This window comes from Mesorhizobium sp. M7D.F.Ca.US.004.01.2.1 (genome assembly GCF_003997785.1).
Classification (GTDB): domain Bacteria; phylum Pseudomonadota; class Alphaproteobacteria; order Rhizobiales; family Rhizobiaceae; genus Mesorhizobium; species Mesorhizobium loti.
In genome coordinates this window covers 1-21,363 of record NZ_RZRQ01000076.1, presented here as the reverse complement: position 1 = coordinate 21,363, position 21,363 = coordinate 1, and the positions used below count along the sequence as shown (strand labels likewise).

Annotated in this window: 23 protein-coding genes; 11 read left to right on the top strand and 12 right to left on the bottom strand. The window is 62.9% G+C overall.

Annotated features, from left to right (window positions below):
- Window positions 1-724 (bottom strand): zinc-binding dehydrogenase (locus EN993_RS13505; RefSeq protein WP_127263599.1); only part of this gene is annotated, 724 nt, incomplete at its 3' end.
- A gap of 97 nt (window positions 725-821) precedes the next feature.
- Here EN993_RS13505 and EN993_RS13500 point away from each other — a divergent pair.
- On the top strand, window positions 822-1,235 hold the full coding sequence (locus EN993_RS13500) for a helix-turn-helix domain-containing protein (RefSeq protein ID WP_109659877.1): 414 nt from the start codon (window positions 822-824) through the stop codon (window positions 1,233-1,235).
- A gap of 75 nt (window positions 1,236-1,310) precedes the next feature.
- Here EN993_RS13500 and EN993_RS13495 read toward each other — a convergent pair whose 3' ends face one another.
- A complete protein-coding gene (locus EN993_RS13495) occupies window positions 1,311-1,916 on the bottom strand; it encodes an NADPH-dependent FMN reductase (protein WP_109659874.1) in 606 nt (201 codons plus the stop codon).
- An 89-nt stretch (window positions 1,917-2,005) separates the two neighbouring features.
- Here EN993_RS13495 and EN993_RS13490 point away from each other — a divergent pair, with 89 nt between their 5' ends.
- Window positions 2,006-2,374, top strand: a complete 369-nt coding sequence (locus EN993_RS13490) for a helix-turn-helix domain-containing protein (protein WP_164548758.1) — start codon at window positions 2,006-2,008, stop codon at window positions 2,372-2,374.
- Window positions 2,375-2,544: 170 nt separating this feature from the next.
- On the opposite strand, the gene EN993_RS13485 is transcribed toward EN993_RS13490, so the two are convergent.
- The 3 genes from EN993_RS13485 to EN993_RS13475 all read right to left on the bottom strand — a co-directional run bounded on the left by EN993_RS13485 (window position 2,545) and on the right by EN993_RS13475 (window position 4,308).
- Entirely contained in the window at window positions 2,545-2,748 is a 204-nt protein-coding gene (locus EN993_RS13485) for a hypothetical protein (RefSeq protein WP_126070132.1), read from the bottom strand.
- Window positions 2,749-2,864: 116 nt separating this feature from the next.
- Entirely contained in the window at window positions 2,865-3,260 is a 396-nt protein-coding gene (locus EN993_RS13480; RefSeq protein WP_056595507.1) for an acyl-CoA thioesterase, read from the bottom strand.
- A gap of 106 nt (window positions 3,261-3,366) precedes the next feature.
- Complete coding sequence (locus EN993_RS13475; protein ID WP_109659868.1) at window positions 3,367-4,308, bottom strand: phosphoribosylaminoimidazolesuccinocarboxamide synthase; 942 nt, start codon at window positions 4,306-4,308, stop codon at window positions 3,367-3,369.
- Window positions 4,309-4,567: 259 nt separating this feature from the next.
- Between EN993_RS13475 and EN993_RS13470 the strand changes: the two genes are divergently transcribed.
- From EN993_RS13470 to EN993_RS13460, 3 genes are read left to right on the top strand one after another with little or no spacing between them, the layout of a single operon-like run.
- Window positions 4,568-6,184 carry a GMC family oxidoreductase N-terminal domain-containing protein gene (locus tag EN993_RS13470; RefSeq protein WP_127263597.1) on the top strand — a complete coding sequence of 539 codons (1,617 nt, stop codon included), beginning with the start codon at window positions 4,568-4,570 and terminating at the stop codon, window positions 6,182-6,184.
- Window positions 6,181-7,395: a mandelate racemase/muconate lactonizing enzyme family protein gene (locus tag EN993_RS13465; protein ID WP_057143496.1), complete on the top strand. Its 1,215-nt coding sequence runs from the start codon at window positions 6,181-6,183 to the stop codon at window positions 7,393-7,395. Before EN993_RS13470 ends, EN993_RS13465 begins: the two co-directional genes overlap by 4 nt.
- A complete protein-coding gene (locus EN993_RS13460) occupies window positions 7,392-8,309 on the top strand; it encodes an NAD(P)-dependent oxidoreductase (RefSeq protein ID WP_127263595.1) in 918 nt (305 codons plus the stop codon). The genes EN993_RS13465 and EN993_RS13460 overlap by 4 nt, the downstream gene beginning before the upstream one ends.
- Window positions 8,310-8,388: 79 nt before the next feature.
- On the opposite strand, the gene EN993_RS13455 is transcribed toward EN993_RS13460, so the two are convergent.
- Entirely contained in the window at window positions 8,389-9,327 is a 939-nt protein-coding gene (locus tag EN993_RS13455) for a diacylglycerol kinase family protein (protein ID WP_127263593.1), read from the bottom strand.
- Window positions 9,328-10,053: 726 nt separating this feature from the next.
- Here EN993_RS13455 and EN993_RS13450 point away from each other — a divergent pair.
- From EN993_RS13450 to EN993_RS13435, 4 genes are all read left to right on the top strand, one after another.
- Entirely contained in the window at window positions 10,054-10,488 is a 435-nt protein-coding gene (locus tag EN993_RS13450) for a hypothetical protein (protein WP_109659861.1), read from the top strand.
- A gap of 6 nt (window positions 10,489-10,494) precedes the next feature.
- Window positions 10,495-11,625, top strand: coding sequence for a hypothetical protein (locus tag EN993_RS13445; RefSeq protein ID WP_126070137.1), 1,131 nt, complete (start codon window positions 10,495-10,497; stop codon window positions 11,623-11,625).
- Between the two features lie 15 nt (window positions 11,626-11,640).
- Window positions 11,641-12,639, top strand: coding sequence for an alpha/beta hydrolase (locus EN993_RS13440; RefSeq protein ID WP_127263591.1), 999 nt, complete (start codon window positions 11,641-11,643; stop codon window positions 12,637-12,639).
- Between the two features lie 122 nt (window positions 12,640-12,761).
- Window positions 12,762-13,283, top strand: a complete 522-nt coding sequence (locus tag EN993_RS13435) for a hypothetical protein (protein WP_109659854.1) — start codon at window positions 12,762-12,764, stop codon at window positions 13,281-13,283.
- Window positions 13,284-13,357: 74 nt separating this feature from the next.
- Here EN993_RS13435 and EN993_RS13430 read toward each other — a convergent pair whose 3' ends face one another.
- From EN993_RS13430 to EN993_RS13415, 4 genes are all read right to left on the bottom strand, one after another.
- Entirely contained in the window at window positions 13,358-13,888 is a 531-nt protein-coding gene (locus EN993_RS13430; RefSeq protein WP_127263589.1) for a dihydrofolate reductase family protein, read from the bottom strand.
- 101 nt (window positions 13,889-13,989) lie between these two features.
- Entirely contained in the window at window positions 13,990-14,613 is a 624-nt protein-coding gene (locus EN993_RS13425) for a hypothetical protein (RefSeq protein WP_127263587.1), read from the bottom strand.
- Window positions 14,614-14,709: 96 nt separating this feature from the next.
- Window positions 14,710-16,332: an FAD-binding oxidoreductase gene (locus EN993_RS13420; protein WP_127263586.1), complete on the bottom strand. Its 1,623-nt coding sequence runs from the start codon at window positions 16,330-16,332 to the stop codon at window positions 14,710-14,712.
- A gap of 234 nt (window positions 16,333-16,566) precedes the next feature.
- A complete protein-coding gene (locus EN993_RS13415; RefSeq protein WP_127263584.1) occupies window positions 16,567-16,809 on the bottom strand; it encodes a DUF1344 domain-containing protein in 243 nt (80 codons plus the stop codon).
- Window positions 16,810-17,145: 336 nt separating this feature from the next.
- Here EN993_RS13415 and EN993_RS13410 point away from each other — a divergent pair, with 336 nt between their 5' ends.
- Window positions 17,146-17,748 (top strand): DUF2314 domain-containing protein, encoded by a 603-nt coding sequence (locus tag EN993_RS13410; protein WP_245468773.1) that lies wholly within the window; start codon window positions 17,146-17,148, stop codon window positions 17,746-17,748.
- Window positions 17,749-17,765: 17 nt separating this feature from the next.
- Here EN993_RS13410 and EN993_RS13405 read toward each other — a convergent pair whose 3' ends face one another.
- Together EN993_RS13405 and EN993_RS13400 are read right to left on the bottom strand one after the other, a co-directional pair.
- Entirely contained in the window at window positions 17,766-18,713 is a 948-nt protein-coding gene (locus EN993_RS13405) for a hypothetical protein (RefSeq protein WP_245468772.1), read from the bottom strand.
- Window positions 18,714-18,796: 83 nt separating this feature from the next.
- Window positions 18,797-19,855, bottom strand: a complete 1,059-nt coding sequence (locus EN993_RS13400) for a CapA family protein (protein ID WP_127263580.1) — start codon at window positions 19,853-19,855, stop codon at window positions 18,797-18,799.
- Window positions 19,856-19,961: 106 nt separating this feature from the next.
- Between EN993_RS13400 and EN993_RS13395 the strand changes: the two genes are divergently transcribed.
- The gene (locus tag EN993_RS13395) at window positions 19,962-21,218 is read left to right on the top strand and encodes a hypothetical protein (protein WP_127263578.1); all 1,257 of its coding nucleotides are present in this window, start codon (window positions 19,962-19,964) and stop codon (window positions 21,216-21,218) included.
- The last annotated feature ends 145 nt before the right edge of the window (window positions 21,219-21,363 follow it).

Here is a 21,363-nt window from a genome sequence, read left to right as displayed (position 1 = left end):
CCGCGAACCCCAGTTCGCCGCCAGGCGCCAGAGCCTGCAGCGACGCAGCCGTCAGCGCGCTGCCGACTGTGTCGTAGATGATGTCGTTGCCCTCCCCGCCTGCAATCTCGCGCACCCGGGCTGGCCAATCCGGCTTGCTGTAGTCGACCGCGGCATCGGCGCCGAGCGACAGAGCGAAATGCAATTTCGCCTTGCCGCCGGCGGCCGCGATCACCTGGCGTGCGCCCTTCAGCCTGGCCAGTTGGACAAGCAACGATCCCACGCCGCCAGACGCGGCCGGGACCAGCACCGACTTGGCCCGTGGCGGGCTTTGCCGAAGCAAATGAAGAGCCGTCAGCCCCTGCACCATCAGCGCCGTCGCATCCTCGAACGGCAGCGCATCCGGCAGCGGCACGGCGAGATCGGCTGACATCGTCACCTGCTCCGCATAGCCGCTGTGGGGACGCTGCGACATGAACAGCGGCGCAGCGATGCGGCGCCTCAGCAATTGTGCATCCACGCCTTCTCCGACGGCCTCGACGACGCCCGCCGCCTCCACGCCCAGGATCATGGGAAGTTGCGGCGTCACTGCGTAGCGGTCCGCCCGCATCAGCACTTCGAAGAAGTTGATCCCGGCGGCTTGCACCCGGATCACCACCTCGCCAGCCTGCGGCACCGGTGCCGGCAGATCGACCACCTCCAGCACGTCGGGACCGCCGAAACGGCTAAGTTGAATGGCTTTCATGGCAAACTCCGATCGCACTGGCGTCGGCCGCTGTTTGCCACTATCTGCGGAGCCTCGACTACACACTCATTTGTCCCCTGCTGACCAGGAGGTGACCATGCCCAATCCCAGGAGAATGCCCATCAAAAGGCTGCCGATGCTGCCGGCGGAACGGGCGCTGAAAGTGATTGCGGGGCGCTGGAAGGCGGTCATCCTCTACCACCTGTTCGATGGTCCCCGGCGGCTGTCGGCGCTGAAGGCGCTGATGCCTGGCATCACCCAGAAAGTGCTGATCCAGCAACTTCGGGAAATGGAAGAGCACGGCCTCGTCAGCCGCGAAATCTTCGCCGAAGTGCCCTCGCGCGTCGAATACTCTGCGACAGGTCTCGGCCTCAGCCTCGAGCCGATCCTGCTGGCGCTCTGCCAATGGGGCCAGCATCACGCCGACGAGCTCAACGAGATGGACCGTCTCGCCGACTGCATCATCCGGCCAAGACAAGCACAACACGACGCCATGACTTCCCGGAACTGAAAAGGGGCGACCGGAATTGAAAAGGGCGGCGCAAGCGCCGCCCCATATCCTTGGGAGGATAATTCGAACCGGCGGTCAGGCCGCCTTGACTTCCTCGGCGACGGCATCGGCCTGACGCGCTGCCTTGAGCACCTTGGCCCACCACGCAACGTCGTTGACCAGCGCCGCGGCGGCCTGGTTCAGGTGCTCGAGATCTTCGAGCTTCTTCTCGCCCTGGCGGACGGCGAGGAAATCGCCCCAGGCGATATGGACGGCCGACTTGACCGGCGCCATCTGCAATTCGACCGCATGAAGGCGCAGCTGTTCGACGGCGCGGGCGCCACCGACGCTGCCATAGCCGACAAAGCCGGCCGGCTTCTTGTTCCATTCGTTGGCGGCGTAGTCGATGGCGTTCTTCAGCACGGCCGTCGGGCCATGATTGTATTCGGCGGCGGTGAAGATGAAGCCATCGAATTCGGCGACCTTCTTCTGCCAGCGCTGTGCCACTTCGTTCTGCGACGGTGCCCAGGCGGAGGATGCGACCTCGTCGAAGAAGGGCAGCGGGAAGTCGCGCAGGTCGACGACTTCCACGTTGATGTCGGCATGTGACTTGGCGATCTTGGCGATCCATTCGGTCGGCACATCGGCGAAGCGCGCAGCACGCGTCGAACCGATGATGATGGCGATCTTGGGTTTTGACATGGGGGCTCTCCTTGCAAGTAAAGCTGGTATCGTTTGGATACCGGCGCTATATGAGATACTGTCAACTCGAGAAGCAAGGAGGCACCTTTTTGTTACTGAGGCACCCGCACCGCACCGAGGACTGCCGCGCCATCTCGGAAATCCTGCAGCGCGTCGGCGACAAATGGACCGTTCTGGTGGTCGGCAAGCTGGGCGACGGACCGCTGCGTTTCAACGAATTGCGTGCCGCGGTCGGCGGCATTTCACAGAAGATGCTGACCACCACCTTGCGCGGGCTGGAGCGCGACGGCTTCGTCACCCGCACCGTGTTCCCGACCATTCCGCCACGTGTCGACTATGAGCTGACCGAGCTCGGTCACGAGCTGCTGATCCCGGTCAGCGCGCTGGGCGAATGGGCGCGCAAGAACACCACGCGCGTCAAGGCGGCGCGCGAAAAATTCGACGGCATGCATGCCTGAAACCCTTGCATGGCAAGGAATCCGGAGTTTCGCGGTGAGCGAAATTGCCTGACGACAGGTGAATTCGTGGTTCTCTAAACGAGGCCTATCAACTTTGTCTTGCGGTGCCTAAGGTCGACCAACACGCGCGCCACTCTGCCGACGATAATCGCATACCAAAGGCGGCCATTTCAGGCTCTTGGCGCCATGACTTCGCAAGGCGCCGGGCTGCAGATCGCGCATGTCGCGGCTGGCTCCCTGACGCCCACATTGCCATGCGAGCAGACGGTGCGCGGAAGGTCTTCTTTGACTTCGGCATAGGCGGTCACGCCAAGCAGGCAGACCAAGGCGACCAGGGCTGCCACAAGCCAGCCGTTCAGCATATGTTGACGCATTGTCTCCCCTCCGACGCCCGCACAATCGGGCCTGGAGGCAACCGTTGGATGTCGCGAAAAGCGCCTCCCGCACGGACGCTGTTACAAATGGCCGATCTTGGGAGAAACGGCTTCCGTCAGCCTTCGGCGGGAACCGCTTTCGGCTTGCCCTCGCCGTCCAGCGCCACCATGACGAAATCGGCGTGGGTGACCTTTTCCATCAGGTCGGAGAGGTAGCGCTGCGCCCAGGCTTCGACCTTGAGCGTCATCGAGGTGCGGCCGACGCGCTCGACATGGGTGTAGATACACAGCGTGTCGCCGATCTTCATCGGCTTGGCGAACGACATCTCTTTGACCGCCGCCGTCACCACGCGGCCCTTGGCGCGCTCGGCGGCCCGGATGCCGCAGGCCAGATCCATCTGCGCCATCACCCAGCCGCCAAAAATGTCACCGGCCGCATTGGCATCCGAAGGCATGGCCAGCGTGCGCAGCGTCAGATCGCCGAGCGGCCGTCCTTCAGCGTACTGCACCATGGGGAAAATCCTTCGAAAGCGGTTGCCCTCGATCCCGTATCGTCACGGCGCCGACAGGTCAACGCGCCTCTGCCGACTGTACCCCCTGTGAAGGTTCGCCTGGCCGCTAAAAGTAACGCTCGAGGTTCGTGCGAATGCGATCGAGCACGGTATCCCCGGAAACATCAGGAGAGAATTTCCTGCCCGTGATCGCCTCATAGGCTTGCGCATAGACCCTGGAGGCCTGTTCGACGATCTCGTCGGGTATTTTGGGGATCGGGTCGCTGTAAGGATCACACCGCGCCGAGACCCACGAGCGGATGAAATCCTTGTCGAAGCTCTCCGGCCGGCTGCCGCTGGCGAGTGCCTGTCCGTAACTCTTGGCGATCCAGTACCGGCTGCTGTCCGGGGTGTGGATTTCGTCGGCAAGAATGATGGTCCCGTTCTTGTCGGTGCCGAATTCGTATTTCGTGTCGGCGAGGATCAGGCCGCGCTCAGTGGCACGTTGCTGGCCACGGGCGAACAGCCGCAAGGCGTAGCCGGACACGGTGTCCCACTGCGCCTGCGTGAGAAGACCCTGGTCAAGGATCTCGGCCCTGGACAGCGGCTCGTCATGGCCGCCATGCGCAGCCTTGCTGGTTGGCGTGATGATCGGTTCGGCCAGCTTTTCATTGTCGCGCAGGCCATCCGGCAGGCGGATGCCATACATGTCGCGGTCACCGCGCCGGTACCGGGTCAGGATCGAGGTGCTGGTGGTTCCCGCCAGATAACCGCGCACGACGATCTCCACCGGCAGGATGTCGAGCCTTGTGCCGACGACGACGTTCGGGTCGGGGTATTCGAGAACATGGTTGGGGCAGATATCGGCGGTGTCCTCGAACCAGTAGCGCGCCGTCTGGGTGAGAATCTCTCCCTTGTACGGGATCGAGGTCAGGATGGTGTCGAAGGCACTGAGGCGGTCAGTGGCGATGATGATGCGCCTGCCATCCGCCAGGTCGTAATTTTCGCGGACCTTGCCGCTGTAGTGACCCGGCAGTTCGGGAATGAAAGCATCCGACAGGACACGCATATGATTTCCTGCCTTCCGCAGAGTGGCCAGAGCATGATTCCGAAAAGTTGCAGACTTTTCGGAAAAAATCATGCGCCAAAATAATGCCATCGCATAGGCTGTCGGGCCGGTGCATATCAAGCGCGATTGTCGGGAATCCCCGCAAACCCGACCAGTTGGACGGTCGCTTTTTTCACAACTGATGCCGGATGGCGCGGCGACGCGGTCAACCCGTCGCGTCTAGGCTGCAGCCAGATTTCCGGAGCCGCTCATTTCAATCATGCAGACCTATGATTTCATCATCGTCGGCTCCGGCTCGGCCGGCTCGGTCCTGGCTGACAAACTGTCGGCCTCGGGGCGCTTCTCGGTGCTGGTGCTAGAGGCCGGCGGCACCGACCGCCGCTTCTACGTGCAGATGCCGCTTGGCTACGGCAAGACCTTCTTCGATCCTGATGTCAACTGGAACTACAAGGCCGAGCCGGACCCGGGGCTCGCCGGCAATGCCGACCACTGGCCGCGCGGCAAGCTGCTCGGCGGTTCGAGCTCGATCAACGCCATGGTCTGGATCAGGGGCGCGCGCGAGGACTTCGATGCCTGGGCGGCTGCCGGCAATCCCGGCTGGGCCTATGACGACCTGCTGCCCGCCTTCAAGGCGCTCGAGGACAATCAGGCCGGCGCCGATGCATGGCGCGGCACGGGGGGCCCGCTGCATGTCACCGACTGTTCAAACGCCGTCCATCCACTGACCAAACGCTATCTCGCCGCCGGCCAGCAGGCCGGCCTGCCGCTCAATCCGGATTTCAATGGTGCTGCCCAGGAAGGCGTCGGCATCTACCAGATTTCGACCCGCAACGGCCGCCGCATGTCGGCGGCGCGCGCCTTCCTGCGCCCGGCGATGAAGCGCGCCAACGTCCGCGTCGAGATGAATGCGCTGGCGACCAGGATCCTGTTCGAAGGCAAGCGCGCCATCGGCGTCGAGTATCAACAGAACGGCGAGACGAAGACGGCACGTGCCGGCCGCGAGGTCATTCTATCAGGCGGTTCGGTCAACTCGCCGCAATTGCTGCAGCTGTCCGGCGTCGGCCCCTCCGCTCTGCTTGGTGGTCTGGGCATTCCCGTCCTTCATGCCAACGAGAATGTCGGCGCGCATCTGCAGGACCATGTCGGCATCAACTACACCTTCAAGGGCAGGCTGCCGACGCTCAACCAGACGCTGCGTCCCTGGTGGGGCAAGCTGCTGGTCGGCATGCAATACATCCTGACCCGTTCGGGCCCGCTGTCGCTGTCAATGAACAATGCCGGCGGCTTCTTCCGCACAGACCCTGCGGCGACGCGGCCCAACATGCAGCTCTATTTCCAGGCGTTCTCGACCGTCATTCCCAAAAGCGGCGAGCGCCCGATCCTGACGCCGGATCCATGGCCGGGCTTTTCCATCGGCCTGTCCAACTGCCGGCCATCAAGCCGTGGCGAGATCATGATCCGCTCCAGCAACCCGCGCGACTATCCCAAAATTGTCGCCAACGCCTACTCCACCAATGCCGATGTCGATGAGATGCTCGACGCCGTGAAATTCGTGCGCAAGATCGCCTCGATGCCTGCAATGGCCGAGATCATCGAGGAAGAGGTTTTGCCTGGTCCTTCAATCACTTCCGATGCAGACCTGATTCAGGATTTCAGGAAACGCTCCGGCACCGTCTATCATCCGGTCTCGACCTGCCGCATGGGGCCTGATCCCGCGCGCGCCGTCGTCGACCCACGTCTCAGGGTGCATGGTCTTGAAGGCTTGCGCGTCATCGACGCCTCGATCTTTCCCGACAACATCACCGGTAACACCAACGCCGCCTCGATCATGACCGGTTGGAAGGGCGCCGAACTGGTTCTGGAGGACCAAAAATGAAGATCACCGACGTCAAGACCTGGGTTGTCGGCAACCCGCCGCCCGGCATCGGCGGCAAGTATTTCATCTTCGTCAAGCTCACCACCGATGGGGGCGTCGTCGGTTATGGCGAGGCCTACAACGCCACCTTCTCCGCCCATGTCACGGCGAAGATGGTCGAGGACATGGCCGAGCGTTATCTCGTCGGCCGCGATCCGCACGACATCGAGAACTTTTTCCGCCGCGCCTATTCGTCCGGCTTCACCCAGCGCCCCGATGTGTCCGGCATGGGCTGCTTCTCGGCGCTGGAAATGGCCTGCTGGGACATCATCGGCAAGGAGGCCAACAAGCCGGTCTACAAATTGCTCGGTGGCCAGGTACACGAAACGCTGCGCTCCTACACCTACCTCTACCCGCACACCGGCAGCGTTCATTCCGAGGACGCGCCTGACGGCAAGAACGTCTACAACGACCCCGATCTCGCCGCCGCCTGCGCGCTCGAATATGTCGAGCAGGGTTTCAATGCCGTCAAGCTCGACCCGGCCGGCCCCTATACCGCTTTCGACGGCCATCAGCCGCGCCTCGTCGACATCGATGTCTCCACCCGCATGATCAAGGCGATCCGCGAGGCGGTCGGCACCCGCGCCGACATCCTGTTCGGCACGCACGGCCAGTTCACCGCGTCCGGCGCGCTGCGCATGGCGCGCGCCATCGAACCCTATGATCCGCTGTGGTTCGAGGAGCCGGTGCCGCCTGACATGCCCGAAGTGATGGCGCAGGTCGCCCGCGGCACCTCGATCCCGATCGCCACCGGCGAGCGGCTGACGACCAAGTTCGAATTCGCCCGCGTCATCGAGAACCGTGCCGCGACCATATTGCAGCCCGATCTCGGCCGCTCCGGCGGCATTCTGGAGACGAAGAAAATCGCCGCCATGGCCGAGGCCTATCACATCCAGATCGCCCCGCACTGCTATTGCGGGCCGATCGTCGGTGCCGCCAACATCCAGCTGGCGGTGACGCTGCCCAACTTCCTCATCCTGGAATCGCTGAAGCAGTGGGACGGTTTCCACGCCACGCTCCTGAAGAAGAAGATCGAATGGCAGGACGGCAACGTCATCCCGTCGAAGGAGCCCGGCCTCGGCGTCGAGTTGAACGAAGCCGTCTGCGATGCGCACCCCTATACGGGCAAGGACCTGCATCTACAGATGATGCAGACGCCGCTGATGCCGTGAGCGAAAGCTACGCCTTCATCGGCCTTGGCCATCTTGGCGGTAACCTTGCCGCCAGCCTGATCCGCAACGGCTTTGCCGTCACCGTCTTCGACCGCGATCCCACCGCCGTCGAGCGGCTCGTGGCGCTCGGCGCAGTGGCAGCGAACAGCCCTGCCAATGCCGCCGCGCAGGCCGGCAATGCGATCACATGCTTGCCCTCGCCCAAGGTCAGCGAAGCAGTGCTGGCCGGCCCCGGAGGTTTGCTCGAAGGCCTGCCCCAGGGCGGCACCTGGATCGAGATGTCGACCAATGGCCGCGACGAGATCATGCGTCTGGCCGCGCTCGCCTCGGCCAGGGGCGTCGAGACCCTAGAATGCCCGGTCACGGGTGGCGTGCATCTGGCCGCGGTCGGAAAGATCACCGCGCTGGTCGGCGGCGATCCAGCGCTCTACGAGCGTCATCGCCCGGCCATCGAGGCGATGTGTGCAAAATCGTTCCTGATGGGTCCGGTAGGCTCGGCGGCGGTGATCAAGGTGATCACCAATATGCTCGCCTTCATCCATCTCGTAGCCGCCGGCGAAGCGCTGATGCTGGCCAAACAGGGCGGGCTCGACCTCGCCCAATCCTACCACGCCATCGTTGCCTCCTCCGGCAACAGCTTCGTCCACGAGACCGAAAGCCAGCTGGTTCTCAACGGCTCCTACGACATCGGCTTCACCATGGACCTGGCGCTGAAGGACCTCGGCTTCGCGCTCGCCATGGGCGAACAGTCAGGCGTGCCGCTCGACCTGGCATCGCGGGTCAACACGATTTTCGAGCACGGCAAGGCTGCTTATGGCGGCGGCGCCTGGTCGACCCAGATCGTCAAATTGCTGGAAGATGCCGTCGGCACCGACCTGCGCGCGCCTGGTTTCCCGGCCAAACTCGAACTTTGACGCCAGCCGGATATCAAGCGATTTCAAGGCGTTGACTGGATCGGCGGATCCATTTGAATCAATCTGTCAACGGCTTGATTCAGTATCTGAGCGTCAATGCCCCCGGCAGGATCTCGAAGGTCGCGGGTATGCGTCCCGGCGACTCGCCGTCTATGTCGACCAGCGCGCCGTTCTTCTCGACATCGCCGAGCGGTTCGACCACCACTTTCCTGCCGCGCAGGATGGTGATCGCCGGATGGTTGCGGTGCCGGCCGCCATAGAGCAGGCGGATGTCCCAGATCAACTTCAGCTTGCCGGCGGCGCGCAGGATGACGATGTCGAACTGCCCGTCGGTCAGTTCGGCGTCCGGCGCGATCATCATGCCACCGCCGAAGAACTTTCCATTGGCCACCGCCACCAGCGCCATGCGCGCTTCGACCGGGGCGCCGTCGTCGACGGTGATCCTGACGTCCTGGAAGCGGTAGCGGATGAACTCGACCACGGTGCGCCACAGGAACAGCGCCTTGGCCGACATCTTGCCCTTGCGCTTGTCGGCATTGACGGCGCGGTCGGTGGCGCCGGAAAGCCCCAGGCTGGCGATGTTGATGAAGTGCCGGCTGGCCAGCGCGCCATGGTCGTCGATGTAACAGATGCGCCCGGCATCGACCTTGCGACCCTTGGCCTCGGCGATCCGCTTCAGCACGGCGTCCACTTCTTTCGGCAGACCGAGCCCGCGCGCGAAATCGATGCCGGTGCCGCACGGCAACAGGCCAAGCTCGGTGATCCGGCCGCTCTCCTGGGTCGCCTGCAGCAGCCCGTCGGCCACTTCGCTGGCGGTGCCGTCACCGCCGGCCGCAATCACCAGATCGAAGCCGCTCATCGCAAGATCGATTGCCAGCCTTTCGGCGTCGCCTTCGGCCTGCGTCTCGCGCAGTTCGAATTCGCCGAAATGCTTCTTCAGCGACGCGGCGACCTCGGGCCAATGCCGTTTGAGCCGGCCGCCACCGGCAATCGGATTGAGAACCACCCCGACTTTCAAGCACACCCTCCCGCAAGGACATCGAAGACGCTTGGGCCTCGAATCCTTTGCCGGCATTGAAGCCCGCACCGGTCGGCAGGGCAAGGGCCGAATGTCCGCCTCCGCCGCCCATCATGACGGATACGAAAATCCCGCTATCCCTGATTGATCCCCGATAATCCCGTTATCCACAGGCCCATGGCCATTCCCTACGACCCTTACCCGGCGTACGTTAAACCCATCTCAGGCGGCTACCGATCATCAAGCCGAAAGGCGAAGTGAAAGGCGGATTTCCTGAGGCCCGTACGGCCCGGATCGAGAGCAGGCTTGCCTGGTCGAGGGACGGATGCCGAGACCTACGGGGCCGCGGAAAGCGTGCCAACGCCGACGGCGGACCGATGCTGCCATGAAGGACGGCAAAAACCTTCGATGGTGCGCAGGGCAAAGCTCGCAAGGGTGGAAACCGGCGTGGTCCCGAACGGACGCTGCTCTCGGGTGGCGGACTGGCAGGACCGTCAAAATCAAGGCCGGCAAGGCGCGACGACTTTACGGAAGTTGCTGCCGCGACCGTGTCCTGATCTGACAGGGAGGCGCTGGGAGAAATCCCGGCGCCGACTGTCTTTTCCCCCCTCGATGCCCTTTGCCGGCGATCTTGCGAGCGCCGCTTCACCGCGCGCTAAAATCGGTTAGTATCGCTGTGTCGTCAGAGTCTGTTTGCAAAGCAGGCTCGTAGGAGGGGGATACTTCATGACGTTGATCCAGAAGCTTGCCGTTGCCTACGCCTTCCTGTTCTTCGGCGTCGTCGCCATCGGCTACATACCGGCGTTCAACGATGCCAACGGCAATCTGTTCGGCCTGTTCTCGCTGCAATGGTATGACGACCTGCTGCACGCCTTTTCCGGCGTCTGGGCACTGGCCGCCGCCTTCATCTCGCACCGCCAGGCGGTGTTCTATTTCAAGCTGTTCGGTTCGGTCTACCTGTTCGACGGCGTGCTCGGGCTGGTCACCGGTTCCGGCTGCCTCGATGCCGGCATCTTCATCAACGGCTTCCGCTCCCTCAACGATATCGAATTCCCGGCCCGTTTCTTCGCCAACCTGCCGCACATCGTCATTGGCGGCTTCGCCGTCTATGTCGGCTTCTGGTTAGCCAAGCGCGTACACGACCACTTCGCCACGGCCTGATCGGCCATGTTCCTGTTCCGCTGGCTGAAGCGCATCATCAAGACGATCCTCTGGCTGATCGTCATCGTCATTCTCATCCCGATCATCGGGCTGAGCTACGGCTTCCTGACGACGTCGTCGCTCGACAAGACGCCGCTGCCCGGCATTGCCGACGGCGCCCCGCCCAAGGCGCTGGCCGACAAGGTCCGCGCCGAGATCCCCTTCTACCAGCGGCCGGAAGAATCGACCTTCCTCACCTATCCGGAATGGGCGATCGTCTACGCCGCGCGCGAATATGCCGGCTTCGTCGACAAGGACCAGCCGAGCGGCTTCCCCTACTGGTCCTATGTCGGCCGCTTCTGGCAGGACTACGCCATGGTGATCCGGGCCAGCTCTCCCTACAAATTCAACTACGCCAACCACCAGATGCTGGTCATCATCGGCACCAGCCACTCGATCGAGCATATCCTGCAGTGGGCCTATGAGAACACGGTCGGCCGCATCACCGAGGCGACATCTGGCAAGCGAACCGCCGCCGACATCTATCAGGCCAAGGTGGCGGCCGACTATGCCGCGTTCCTCGACCAGGTGCCGTGGTATCAGTTTCCCTATGCCGAAAAGCGCGCCGGCCTGTTTGCCGTGCAGCCGGCGCCGGGTGACAGTTCCGTCCGCACCAGCGAACGCAAGTTGGCCTTTGGCCTCGCCGACACCATCAAGCAGGGCTATGCCGACATGATCAAAAAGGCACTCGCCGCCACGATGGACCCTGCCTTCCTCGACATCCATGTCTGGGCCAAGGGGCCGGTCGGCGAAGCCACCCGCAACGAGCCCGACACCTTGCTCGAGCGCGACATGGGAGCTGACGGCACCATCTTCGTCACCAAGCGCTATCAGGTGTTCACCGAAATGATCCCGCGCCTGATCGACAAGGGCGTCTCCTTCGTCGAGATCGGCGGCAATGACGAGATCATGGTCACCGTACTGTCCACCGATACGATCGCCGTCCCCGAAGGCATGCGCATCCTGTTCAGCTATCCGCTGCCGGCCGATCCGGCAACGCGCCGCACCGGGCTGACCGTCGCCGTGCGCAAGCTGCATTTGGTGCTGCCGGCGCTGATCAAGTCAGGCGCCAGGCTCGAACACGTCTATGACTATTGAGACGATAGCCCGGCAATGCGCCGACTGATCCGCATCCTCGGCTGGCTGGCGCTCACGCTGGTTGTGCTCGTTGCCGTCGTGCTTGTCGGCTTTCGCGGCGCGGCGGCGTTGCGAGAGACCCTGTCACCCGAGCAGGCAGCCCCGGCGGGAGCGCTGTTCGTAATGGTCGACGGGTTGAAGATGCACTATCAGGTCTGGGGCCCTCCGGACGGGCCGCCGCTGCTCCTGTTCCACGGCACGGCCTCCTGGGCCGAAACATACCGCGATATCGCCGCGCCATTGGGAGAACAGGGCTTTCGCGTCATCGCGCCCGACATGCCTCCCTTTGGCTATTCCGAGAGACCGGCCGATCAGGATTATTCGCGCGCCGCCCACGCCAAACGCGTCCTCGGTTTCGCCGACGCGCTTAGCCTTCGTCATTTCAGCGTCGGTGTCCACTCCTATGGCGGCGGTGGCGTGATCGAAGCCGCGTTCTCCGCCCCGGCTCGTATCGACTCGCTGATCCTGCTCGACATGGCACTTGGCCTCGGCCGGACCGAGGCGCCGGCTTTGCCGTTCGCATCCTTCCTGAACATGGCCTGGCCTCGCCAGCTGCTGACCGCCTCGACCTTCACCAATCCGCTCATGGTCGGCCCGGGTCTGCGCTCGTTCATCGGGAACGATGCCGTGGTGACCCCTGAGCGCATCGCGATTTACGCACGCCCACTCAACGTTGAAGGCACGACCAATGCGGTGGGCCATTGGCTGTTCAGCGGCCTCTTCAACGACGAGCGAAAATCGCTTGCCGCCAACAAGGCGAACTATCGCGCCTTCACGCCGCCTGTTCTCATCATTTGGGGGCGAGAGGACACGACCACGCCCCTCGAACAGGGTGAGGAGATTGCTTCGCTGTTTCCACACGCCGAACTGGCGGTTCTCGATGGCGTCAATCACAACCCGCAGGTTGAACGCCCACAAGACGTGGTGCGGCTGATCGCGAATTTCCTCAAACGGACCTTGCCGGCCACGCGATAGGCCGGCTGTTTGGCGCTCCGCCACGCTCATTTCACAATCGCGGCCAAATCCCGCCTTGTTCGCGCGCGAAGGAATGGGAAGGAAGTATGGGCTGCCGGGGGGCATCTCGAAGGGACAAGACCGTGATCAAGACCGCCCTTGTCGCCATGACCATTGTCGGCTGCGACTGCGACGCCAAGCTGTGCGAATATATCGGCGAGACGCCGGCCAAGTGGTCGACCGTCGCCGAGTGCGAAGCGGCGATGAAAAGCCAGATGCTGCACGAGCGCAATTTCAACTATCCGCTCGTCTCCGGCATCTGCCGCACGAAGGGCTCGTCGTCCTCCTCGCAGCTGGCCGCGACAGCGTCGCGCCCGGAATTGAAGCCCGCCAGCCGGGTGGTTAGAACCCAAAGCCCGTTGCCGCCTGAACTGAGCCACCGGCCGAGCGTCTCGGTGGGTTCGCCGACGACAGCCATGGAAGCCGACGCCGCCCGGCCCGTCGCTTATGAACAAGTGGTCGATGGCGGAACCGGCGTGCTCTATCGCACCAAAAACGGCTACGCCGTGGTCAAGACCGATCTTGGCCGCGCCGCCTCGGCGACCGCAGACGCCGCGAAACGCTCCGTGAACTGGCTGGCAGGGTTGATGCCAAAGGGGCTGTAGTCCTGCTAGCGTCTCGGTTTGACGACCGCAACATGCAAGCGCGGCATCCTATCGTCGCACCGGGTGCCCCGTGATTAGGCCGGAACATAGGTCAACCTGATCACGTCATCGCCAATCAGATCGCTTGCCACGAAGCGAAGCGGCGACCGGGGGCCGGCGAAGAATGGCTTGCCGTGACCAAGCACGAATGGATGGAAGTAGAGTTGGTACTCATCGATAAGACCAAGGTCGGTCAGGCTTCGCGCCAGGTTTGGTCCAGAAACTGAAATCTCCCCAACGAGCTCAGCCTTCAGCCCACGTATCACCGCCTCGACGTCATTCTCGACAAGTGTGGCGTTGGGGCCGACCGACTTCAGCGAGCGCGACACAACCCATTTCGGTTGGCTCCGCCACGCCGCCGCGAATTCGTGCGCCTCCGCGCTCCACTCAGGACTGTCTTCGTCCCAATAACGCATGACCTCGTACATGCCGCGACCATACACACTGCCGGCCAAGTCGCGCACTTGCTCTATCCAGTGGCGAAAGACCGTGGGGCCTGATGACATTCTCATGTGGTCGACATAGCCGTCGAGAGACACGTTCATTCTGAAAATGAGCTTCGCCATGCCGTAAGACCTCCAACCCGGATCGTCAGAATAACGTGGGCCGCCGTTACGCAAAAGTGTGGACCCAGCCGAAATCCAAACTGAGACGTTATTTCTGGTCCCTACAACTTCACCTTCAGGCTCTGCCAGAACTTGTCGATAAGCGGCTTTTCGGTCGCTGCATCCTCGCCGGCAATGCGGGTGATGAACAGCAGCCCCTGATCGGCAAGACCGAAGCCGACGATCTCGAAATCGGCCGTGTCGGTGCGTGTCTTCATCACTGCGCGGATGCCGGTCAATTCCTTGCCGTCGGCGAGCTTGCGCGTCGTCGGCTCCTGCGTCAGCGTGGCACCGGCTTGCACCGATTCCTTGGTCATCTCCTGCAGCATCAGCTGGTTGAGCGACACCGGATTCATCTTGCCATATTCCTGCACGACGACGATCGTGCCCAGCGCCGACGCCATCAGATATTGCGTGATGTTCTCGCCGAGATCGGTCTTGGTCACCGAAATATTGCTCGGATGGACGAAGGAGAAATCGCTGCCGGAGAAGGTGGCGAAGTCGTTGCGCTCGAGCGTCACCTTGCTGTGCTTGCCGCCGGGCAGCGTCACATCAGTGCTCTCGCCGGGATCGATATCGATCGTCACGCCGTCGATGGTAAGCTTGAAGGCCTTGAGATCCTCGGCCCCGGCCGGTCCAGCGCACAGCGCGATGAGGGTGAGTGCCGCCGCTGATACCATCCGCATGGCTTGTTCTCCTGCTCTATTCTTGAGCAGTTCCCTAGGGAAAGCGCTGCGCGCTTTCCCCGGGAAAACCGCGTCACACTTTCCTGGAACTGCTTCTTACGCCACCCCACTCAGCGCCTTGATGGCACGGTAGAAGGTCGAGGAAAACAGTTCCGTAGGGTCATATTGCCGCTTTACCGCCAGGAAGGCCGGCAGCTCGGGATAGGAGGCCAGCAACTCCTTGGCCGTGTAATGCAGCTGGTAGGGCAGGAAAAAGCGCCCGCCATGCTTGATCGTCACGTCGATCAGCGCTCGGGTCAGCACCCGCATCCTGGCATTGCCGTCGGCGTCGGTCGGCTGGTTGATGTAGAGCACCAGCGAATAGGCCGGCTCCGGTGCGTAGGTCAGCGCCACATCCTCCTTGTGGACGATGCGCACCGAGGCGTTGAGCACCGGCAGCGTCTGGTTGCGCAGGATCTCGCGGGCTTCCGCTATGAATTCGACATAGGCGGCACGCGGAATAAAATATTCGTGCAGGATGTCGGTCTCATCCATCTGATCGTTGAAGAGATAGGGCACCGAATCGTGCATCGGGTTGTTGCGGGTGACGAGGCAGGCCTCGCCTTCCGCCATGGCCGAGGTGCGCGCCACCGTGCAGCTTTCGAACTTCGGCTCCAGCGTCTTTTCGGTGAACCATTTCAGCTCCTGGAACAGGCTGCCCCATTTCGCCAGGTTGATGATCACCCGTTTCAGCCCGACCGATCCCGGTTCGCCAATCGCTGGTTGGTCAGCCGGCGGCTGATCGGCCACCTTGTCATAGCGGTAGACGATCATGTCCTCGAGGAAATTGCCCGGCGCCGTCGACAGATGGCCGTAGAACAGGCCGATCTCCTTGTTCGGCTCCAGCACCTCGGCGAAGAATTCTGGAAAATCGTCCGATTTGATGATTTCGCGCGAGGTGCGGTAGACGGCGTTGTCGACGATATCGAGCGTGGCCTCCAGCACCACGCCGAACAGGCCGTAGCCGCCGACGATGTGGCGGAACAGATCGGTGTTCTCGGTGGGCGAGCAGGTCGTCACCGAACCGTCGGCCAGCATCACCCGCATCGAGCGGATCGAACCCGCCACGGAACCCGCCTGATGGTCCATGCCATGCGCATTGACCGACAGTGAGCCGCCGACCGAGAAGATGTCGGTGGACTGCATTGCCTTCACCGCGAAGTGCGGATGCAGAAGGTTCTGGATGTCGTGCCAGCGTGCACCCGGCTGCAGCGTCATGGTCTTCGCCGCCGCATCCACCGTCACCTTGTTGAATTTTCTGAGGTCGAGCACCAGCGCGTTGTCGTCGAAGGCATGCCCGCCCATCGAATGGCGGATGGCGGCCAGCGAAACCTTCAAGCCGTTGGCGCGTGCGAAGGCTAGCGCCTTGGCGATGTGCTCTTCCTCGCCGATCTCGACGACGCCATAGACCGGCGTCCTCGACAGACCGCTGGCATCGTTGATGTCGCCGCCCTTGGCCGACCAGGGCAGCGAAGCATCGAAGGCCGGCGCATTCTCCAGTGGCTTCAGTGGTAGCGCGATGCCGTCAATATCGGCAATCCGGCCGGCGTTCTTTGGTCCCGAAGGTCCGCGCGCCAGCCGCGCCACCGTGGTGCCGCCCCACAGCACCGCGCCGCCGACGACAGCCGCACCCAGCAGCAGCCTGCGCGACAGGCGAAACCCTTTTTGTTCGTCAGCCATGAATATCCCCCGTTGGCCAAGGGATAGCGCGGCTCTTTGGCAAAAACCATAGCGATGGTGCCTGGACAGCGTCCCGCCAGCCATCCTTGGGGTATCCAGCCGGAAGACCTCATCCCGCACGCCGGGCATTGAGGGGCGCAGCATGAAAGTGGCCGATCCCGAAGGGACCGGCCAGGAGTGGAACAGGGTCTGAAAACTGCGTCAGCAGGTCCGCCGACGCACGACGCTCACGCCTTACGAAGCCTTCTTGATCGACGTCACGATGCCGGTCTTGTCATCGACGGTCACCGCCACCTTGGCGCCGACCTTCAGTTTCCCGATCGTCGCTTCCGGCGACAGCTGGTAGATCTTGCCGTCGTCGAGGGTAATCGACTTGGTCGTCGGGTCGACGGCCTGGATGGTGCCCTGAACGGTCGCGGCATAGGCGGTGCCGAGGAAGGCGAGCAGAGCGGCGGTGGGTGCGAGGGTCTTTTTCATGGGTAAGCACTCCGTGCTGTTTTACTTTTTCGGACCGCCGCCTTGGCAAACGACAGCACCGGGCGGCCCGAAACTGGAACGGAAAGCGCTCCCTCCGCAAATCACGTTGGGTGAATTTTCGCAAACAATATCATAGGCTTAATTCCGACACATTGCTTGCTGCCGACATCATTTCCGGCCGCTTCGGCTCCCCCGACGAGCCCACTTCTGTCCGCGAAAAGAGTCGTTTAGCCGGATTGTGGCGGACGGTTTCGATCGCGGCGCGGCCGCCGCAATCCGTCCCGAGCGGCATCACGAAACAGACTGCTGGCCCGTCATCGATACACATTTTGTTTCATGGATCAGTTCAAAACCGCCACTCCGAAGCGGATCGAACTCGCGCTTCGGTTGCAAATCGGGAACGGATACAGCATGGTGCGTTGTTACGATGAAGGGGGGCCTTCCATGAAGCTTGCAGTCCGGACCATGATGTCCCTGATGCTTGCGCTTGCTCCAGGATTGGCCGGCGCACAAGCCACGGACCCAGGCGACGACAAAACGGTTATCTTTGCTAAGGACGATCCCGAGATGGCGGTAGCGACTGCGAAGGCGCTTGCCAGCTTGGATGAGTTCCTGGCCCTGGCCGAAGCGCCGCCCTCAGGCACGGACAGGTTCAAATTGAAGGTCGAGGTGCTAGATGGGAATGTCAGCGAGCACTTCTGGGTCATCCCGTTCCGGCGCACGGAAACCGGCTTCGTCGGCATATTGGCAAACCAGCCGGAAGCAGTGCGCAATGTCGTCCTCGGCCAGAACATAGAATTCACCAGGGACGATGTTTCCGACTGGGGATACAGACGCGACGGGCGGCAAGTCGGCAGCTTCACCGTCTGCGTGATGTTCAAGAGAATGTCGCAGGAAGAAGCGGACTATTTGCGCGACAAATCCGGTTACGATTGTTGATCGTATGCCCGGCCGGACTAGCTTGCCTCGTCCCTCCCGCCGATCTTGCGCACAAGTGCCGCCGTAGCCAGCATCGCGCCCATGTCGGCGATCATCGGCGCGACATGTGTGGTATAGTCGAGCGGCACCGAAATATCCGGCAGCTCGAAAAAGTTCTTCGTCTGGGGCAGCAGCAGGAAACCATCGCTGCCGTTGAGCGCGACGCGGGCCGGGTCGTCCGGCCAGGTTTCGCCAAGCCATTTCAGCGCCTGCGCCAGCCGGCCGCTCACCAGTGGCTGTGCCGCCCCGACATTGTCGGTGCGGAACTCGTAGGCAGCGTCGAGCGCCGCGTCGCCGCTGGACAGCTCTTGCAGCTTGCTGGCGAACATGCCGCGAAAGAAGCTGATCACCGCGTTGGTCCGCCGCGTCGCCACCAGTATGCCGGGGAACGGCGCGATGGTCTCGAAAGCGACGATGACGCCTTGAAAGGCTGTCGACGAGCCCTTGCCCGACCCTTCCCGCAGATGCGCCTCGTAGAGCTCGAACGGAAACCCCTCATAGCGGCCCGCGACGATGTCGTCGAACGCCTGCCGGTTGAACGGACCGACCGCCGTGCGCGGCAGCCGGTCGAAGGAATTCGGCGTCACGCCGTGCTGGTAGCGCATGTCCGCAATGAAGCCGAAGATGATCGGCAGCAGCGTCTCGCGGAACGATTGCTGCAGCCGCGTCACCGGTTTCCTGGCCTGGAAATAGAGCAGGATCGAAGCCGCGAAGCCGATGACATAGAGAAACACGTGCGGCGTCGAGACCCATTGCTCGTTGGGGTCGGCGACCTTGTTGAACAGCCAGGCGACCAGCACCACGGCCACCAGCACCAGGCCGACGAACAGCGGCACCCAGCGCACCTGCCGAACCGCCGAGGCCCTGGCCGCTTCATAGGCCTCGATGTCTTTCCGGATGCTGGCGATGTCAGCCTCACCAGGCATGAAATCCGCTGTTTCCACCGCTACCCTCGCAAGCCTGCCTCTGCCGTCGCATGATAGTCGGTTTTGCAAGGGCCGCCAGACGGTTAAGCGGTGACGCCCTCTTCGCTTGAAGAGGAAGGAAAGACCGCCCTCAACCGAGCTTCGACCTTGCCGCGCATTCGCCTCTCCATCCCTTCCACCAACAGCAGCCGCTCGTGGTCGCCGGCGCGCAGGCGCATGAAGGGATGCAGCCGGTAAGACGCAATGGCGCCCCGGGAGCCGGCATCGACACTGACATCCACGACAAATATTCCGCCGATGCGGCCGGGCCATGGCTGGCGGGCAAAGGCGGTGCCGAGGAAATCGCCGAGCCCGTAAGCGACGATCGTCCTGTCGATCTTTTCCACTGGTTGCACGACATGGGCGTGATGGCCGGCGATCAGCCCGACGCCCTGTCCGACCAGCCGCCTGGCCAGCACCCGCGTCTCGGCGCGCGGAAAATGCCGGAACTCCCAGTCCCAATGCGGCACGGCGCAAAGAAGATCGACACCATCGCGTGACCAACGCGCCGGATCACTGTCCATTGATACGCGCCCCGTGAACACGCTTTCATCGGCGTTGCGCCACAGCGTGAAGGCGGCAAAGCCGATATCAAGCGGTCCGACCTGGACAGGCACCACCGGACCGTTGGCAACGAGGCCCACCGTGCGGATGCCGAGCCGCTGCAGCGCCGCGACCGTCTCGTCGAAACCGGCGACGCCCTGGTCGAGCACATGGTTGTTGGCCAGCGACAGCACGAGCTTTTCGCGCGAAATACCCGCCACCGCCAGCGCCTCGGCCAGGAACCGCTCGCTCATCGCGTGATGCGTGCCGAGCCTCGTGCCCAGCGCCGCATTTGCTCTGTCCACAACAGGGCTTTCACAATTGCCGATCACCAGATCGGCAGCGCCGAGAAGTGCCTTGATCTCCGGATCGCAGCCCGGCGCACTGCGATTGGCCACAGCCGAGATGTCACCGACGAAGGCAAGTCGCACCGCCTGCCTTGGCGACGGATCCATCAGCGTTCCCGCCATCGGCGCAAAGTCTCGTGCGTCGCCGGCCAGCGACGGCTTCAGGAAACGCGGCAGCCAGGACAGCTTGTAGGAAAGCGGATAGTTCGACACGCGGCGCCCAATTGTTTGCCCTGTGTAGACCGTCCGCGGGGCGGGTTGAAGCGCGGCGCTGCAAATGGTGTATGTTTGCTCTGCGCGACGAATATTGGGGGAAGAGATGACACGACTGGCAGGCCTGCTGACATCCGCTTTCATGCTGATCGTGCCGCTGTCTTCCGCCTCGGCGGCAATGCCCGAAGCGGCAACCACCTTGTTCGAGGCAAAGACCGTGGCTGCGCGCGACACCGCTCTCTCGACGCTGGAGGCCGCCGCGCCAAAAGACCCGGCATCAGCCTATGCGGCCGGGGCCGGCGAGTTCTTCACCGCGCTGGAGATACTGGCCAGCGGCCTGCACCGCCATGGTTTCGAAAGCCCGCAATCCTTCATGCTGCCGCTGATGCGGCTGCCGGTGCCGGACAACGCCAACCCCGAGCCGCTGACCTATGAGCAATTCCGCGCCATCCTGGTCGCTTTCCGCGACCGGCTCGAAAAATCCGCCGCCACGTTTGCGTCGGTGCCGGCAGACGCCGATATCGGCATGGTCATCGACCTCACCCATACCGGCATCGACCTCAACGAGGACGGCACCATCGCGCCTGATGAAAGCATGGCGGCGATCATCGCCTCGTTGTCACGCGGCGGCATCTCGTCGGACGCCGCCGCCCCCACGCTGACATTCCGCTTCGACCGCGCCGACGGTTTCTGGCTACAAGGCTATGCCGAGTTCCTGATGGCGCAGGCCGATTTCTGGCTAGCGCATGATTTCAGGAGCACTTTCGACGGTTCGTTCCACATGCTGTTCCCGCGCGCCAAGCTGCCGTTGCAGGACATTCTCGTGCCGCCGGCCAGCGACATGGGCAGCAGCATCTTCGCCTCGGAATGGCGCATCGCCGATTTCATCTCGCTGGTGCATCTCGTCAACTGGCCGGTGGTTGAACCGGAGCGCCGGCAAGCGGCGCGCCGCCATCTGCTCGAAATGATCCGGCTGTCGCGCGAGGACTGGAAGGCGATCCGCGCCGAGACCGACAATGACCGCGAATGGCTGCCCGGCCCGCAGCAGAAGGGCGAAAACCCGCTCACCGGCCTCGAAGTTGGCGAAGAGCAGGTCCAGGCCTGGCTCGCCGCCCTGACCATGGCCGAGGGTCTGCTCGAAGGCCGCACGCTGCTGCCGCATTTCCGCATCACCGGCAAGGGCATCAACATGAAGCGCTTCTTCGACGAGCCAAAAAACTTCGACCTGGTGCTGTCGATCACCGGCCCTGCCATCGCGCCCTATCTCGAAAGCGGCAAGATCCTGACCAGCGACGATTTCGACCAGATCCAGCGCCAGTTCGGCGGCGGCGGGTTCCTGACTTTTGCGCTTTGGTTCAACTAGCGCGGAAAACCGTGCAGCCGACCGAGTAGCCATTGCAATGGATTGCCGACGAAGGCGCGGGTGACGAAACTGTCGTGGGCTGCATCCGAGGCGAGGAAGGCGACGGTGCCGGCTTCGAGGTGGCGCGGCGGGTCCGAGTTGGCGT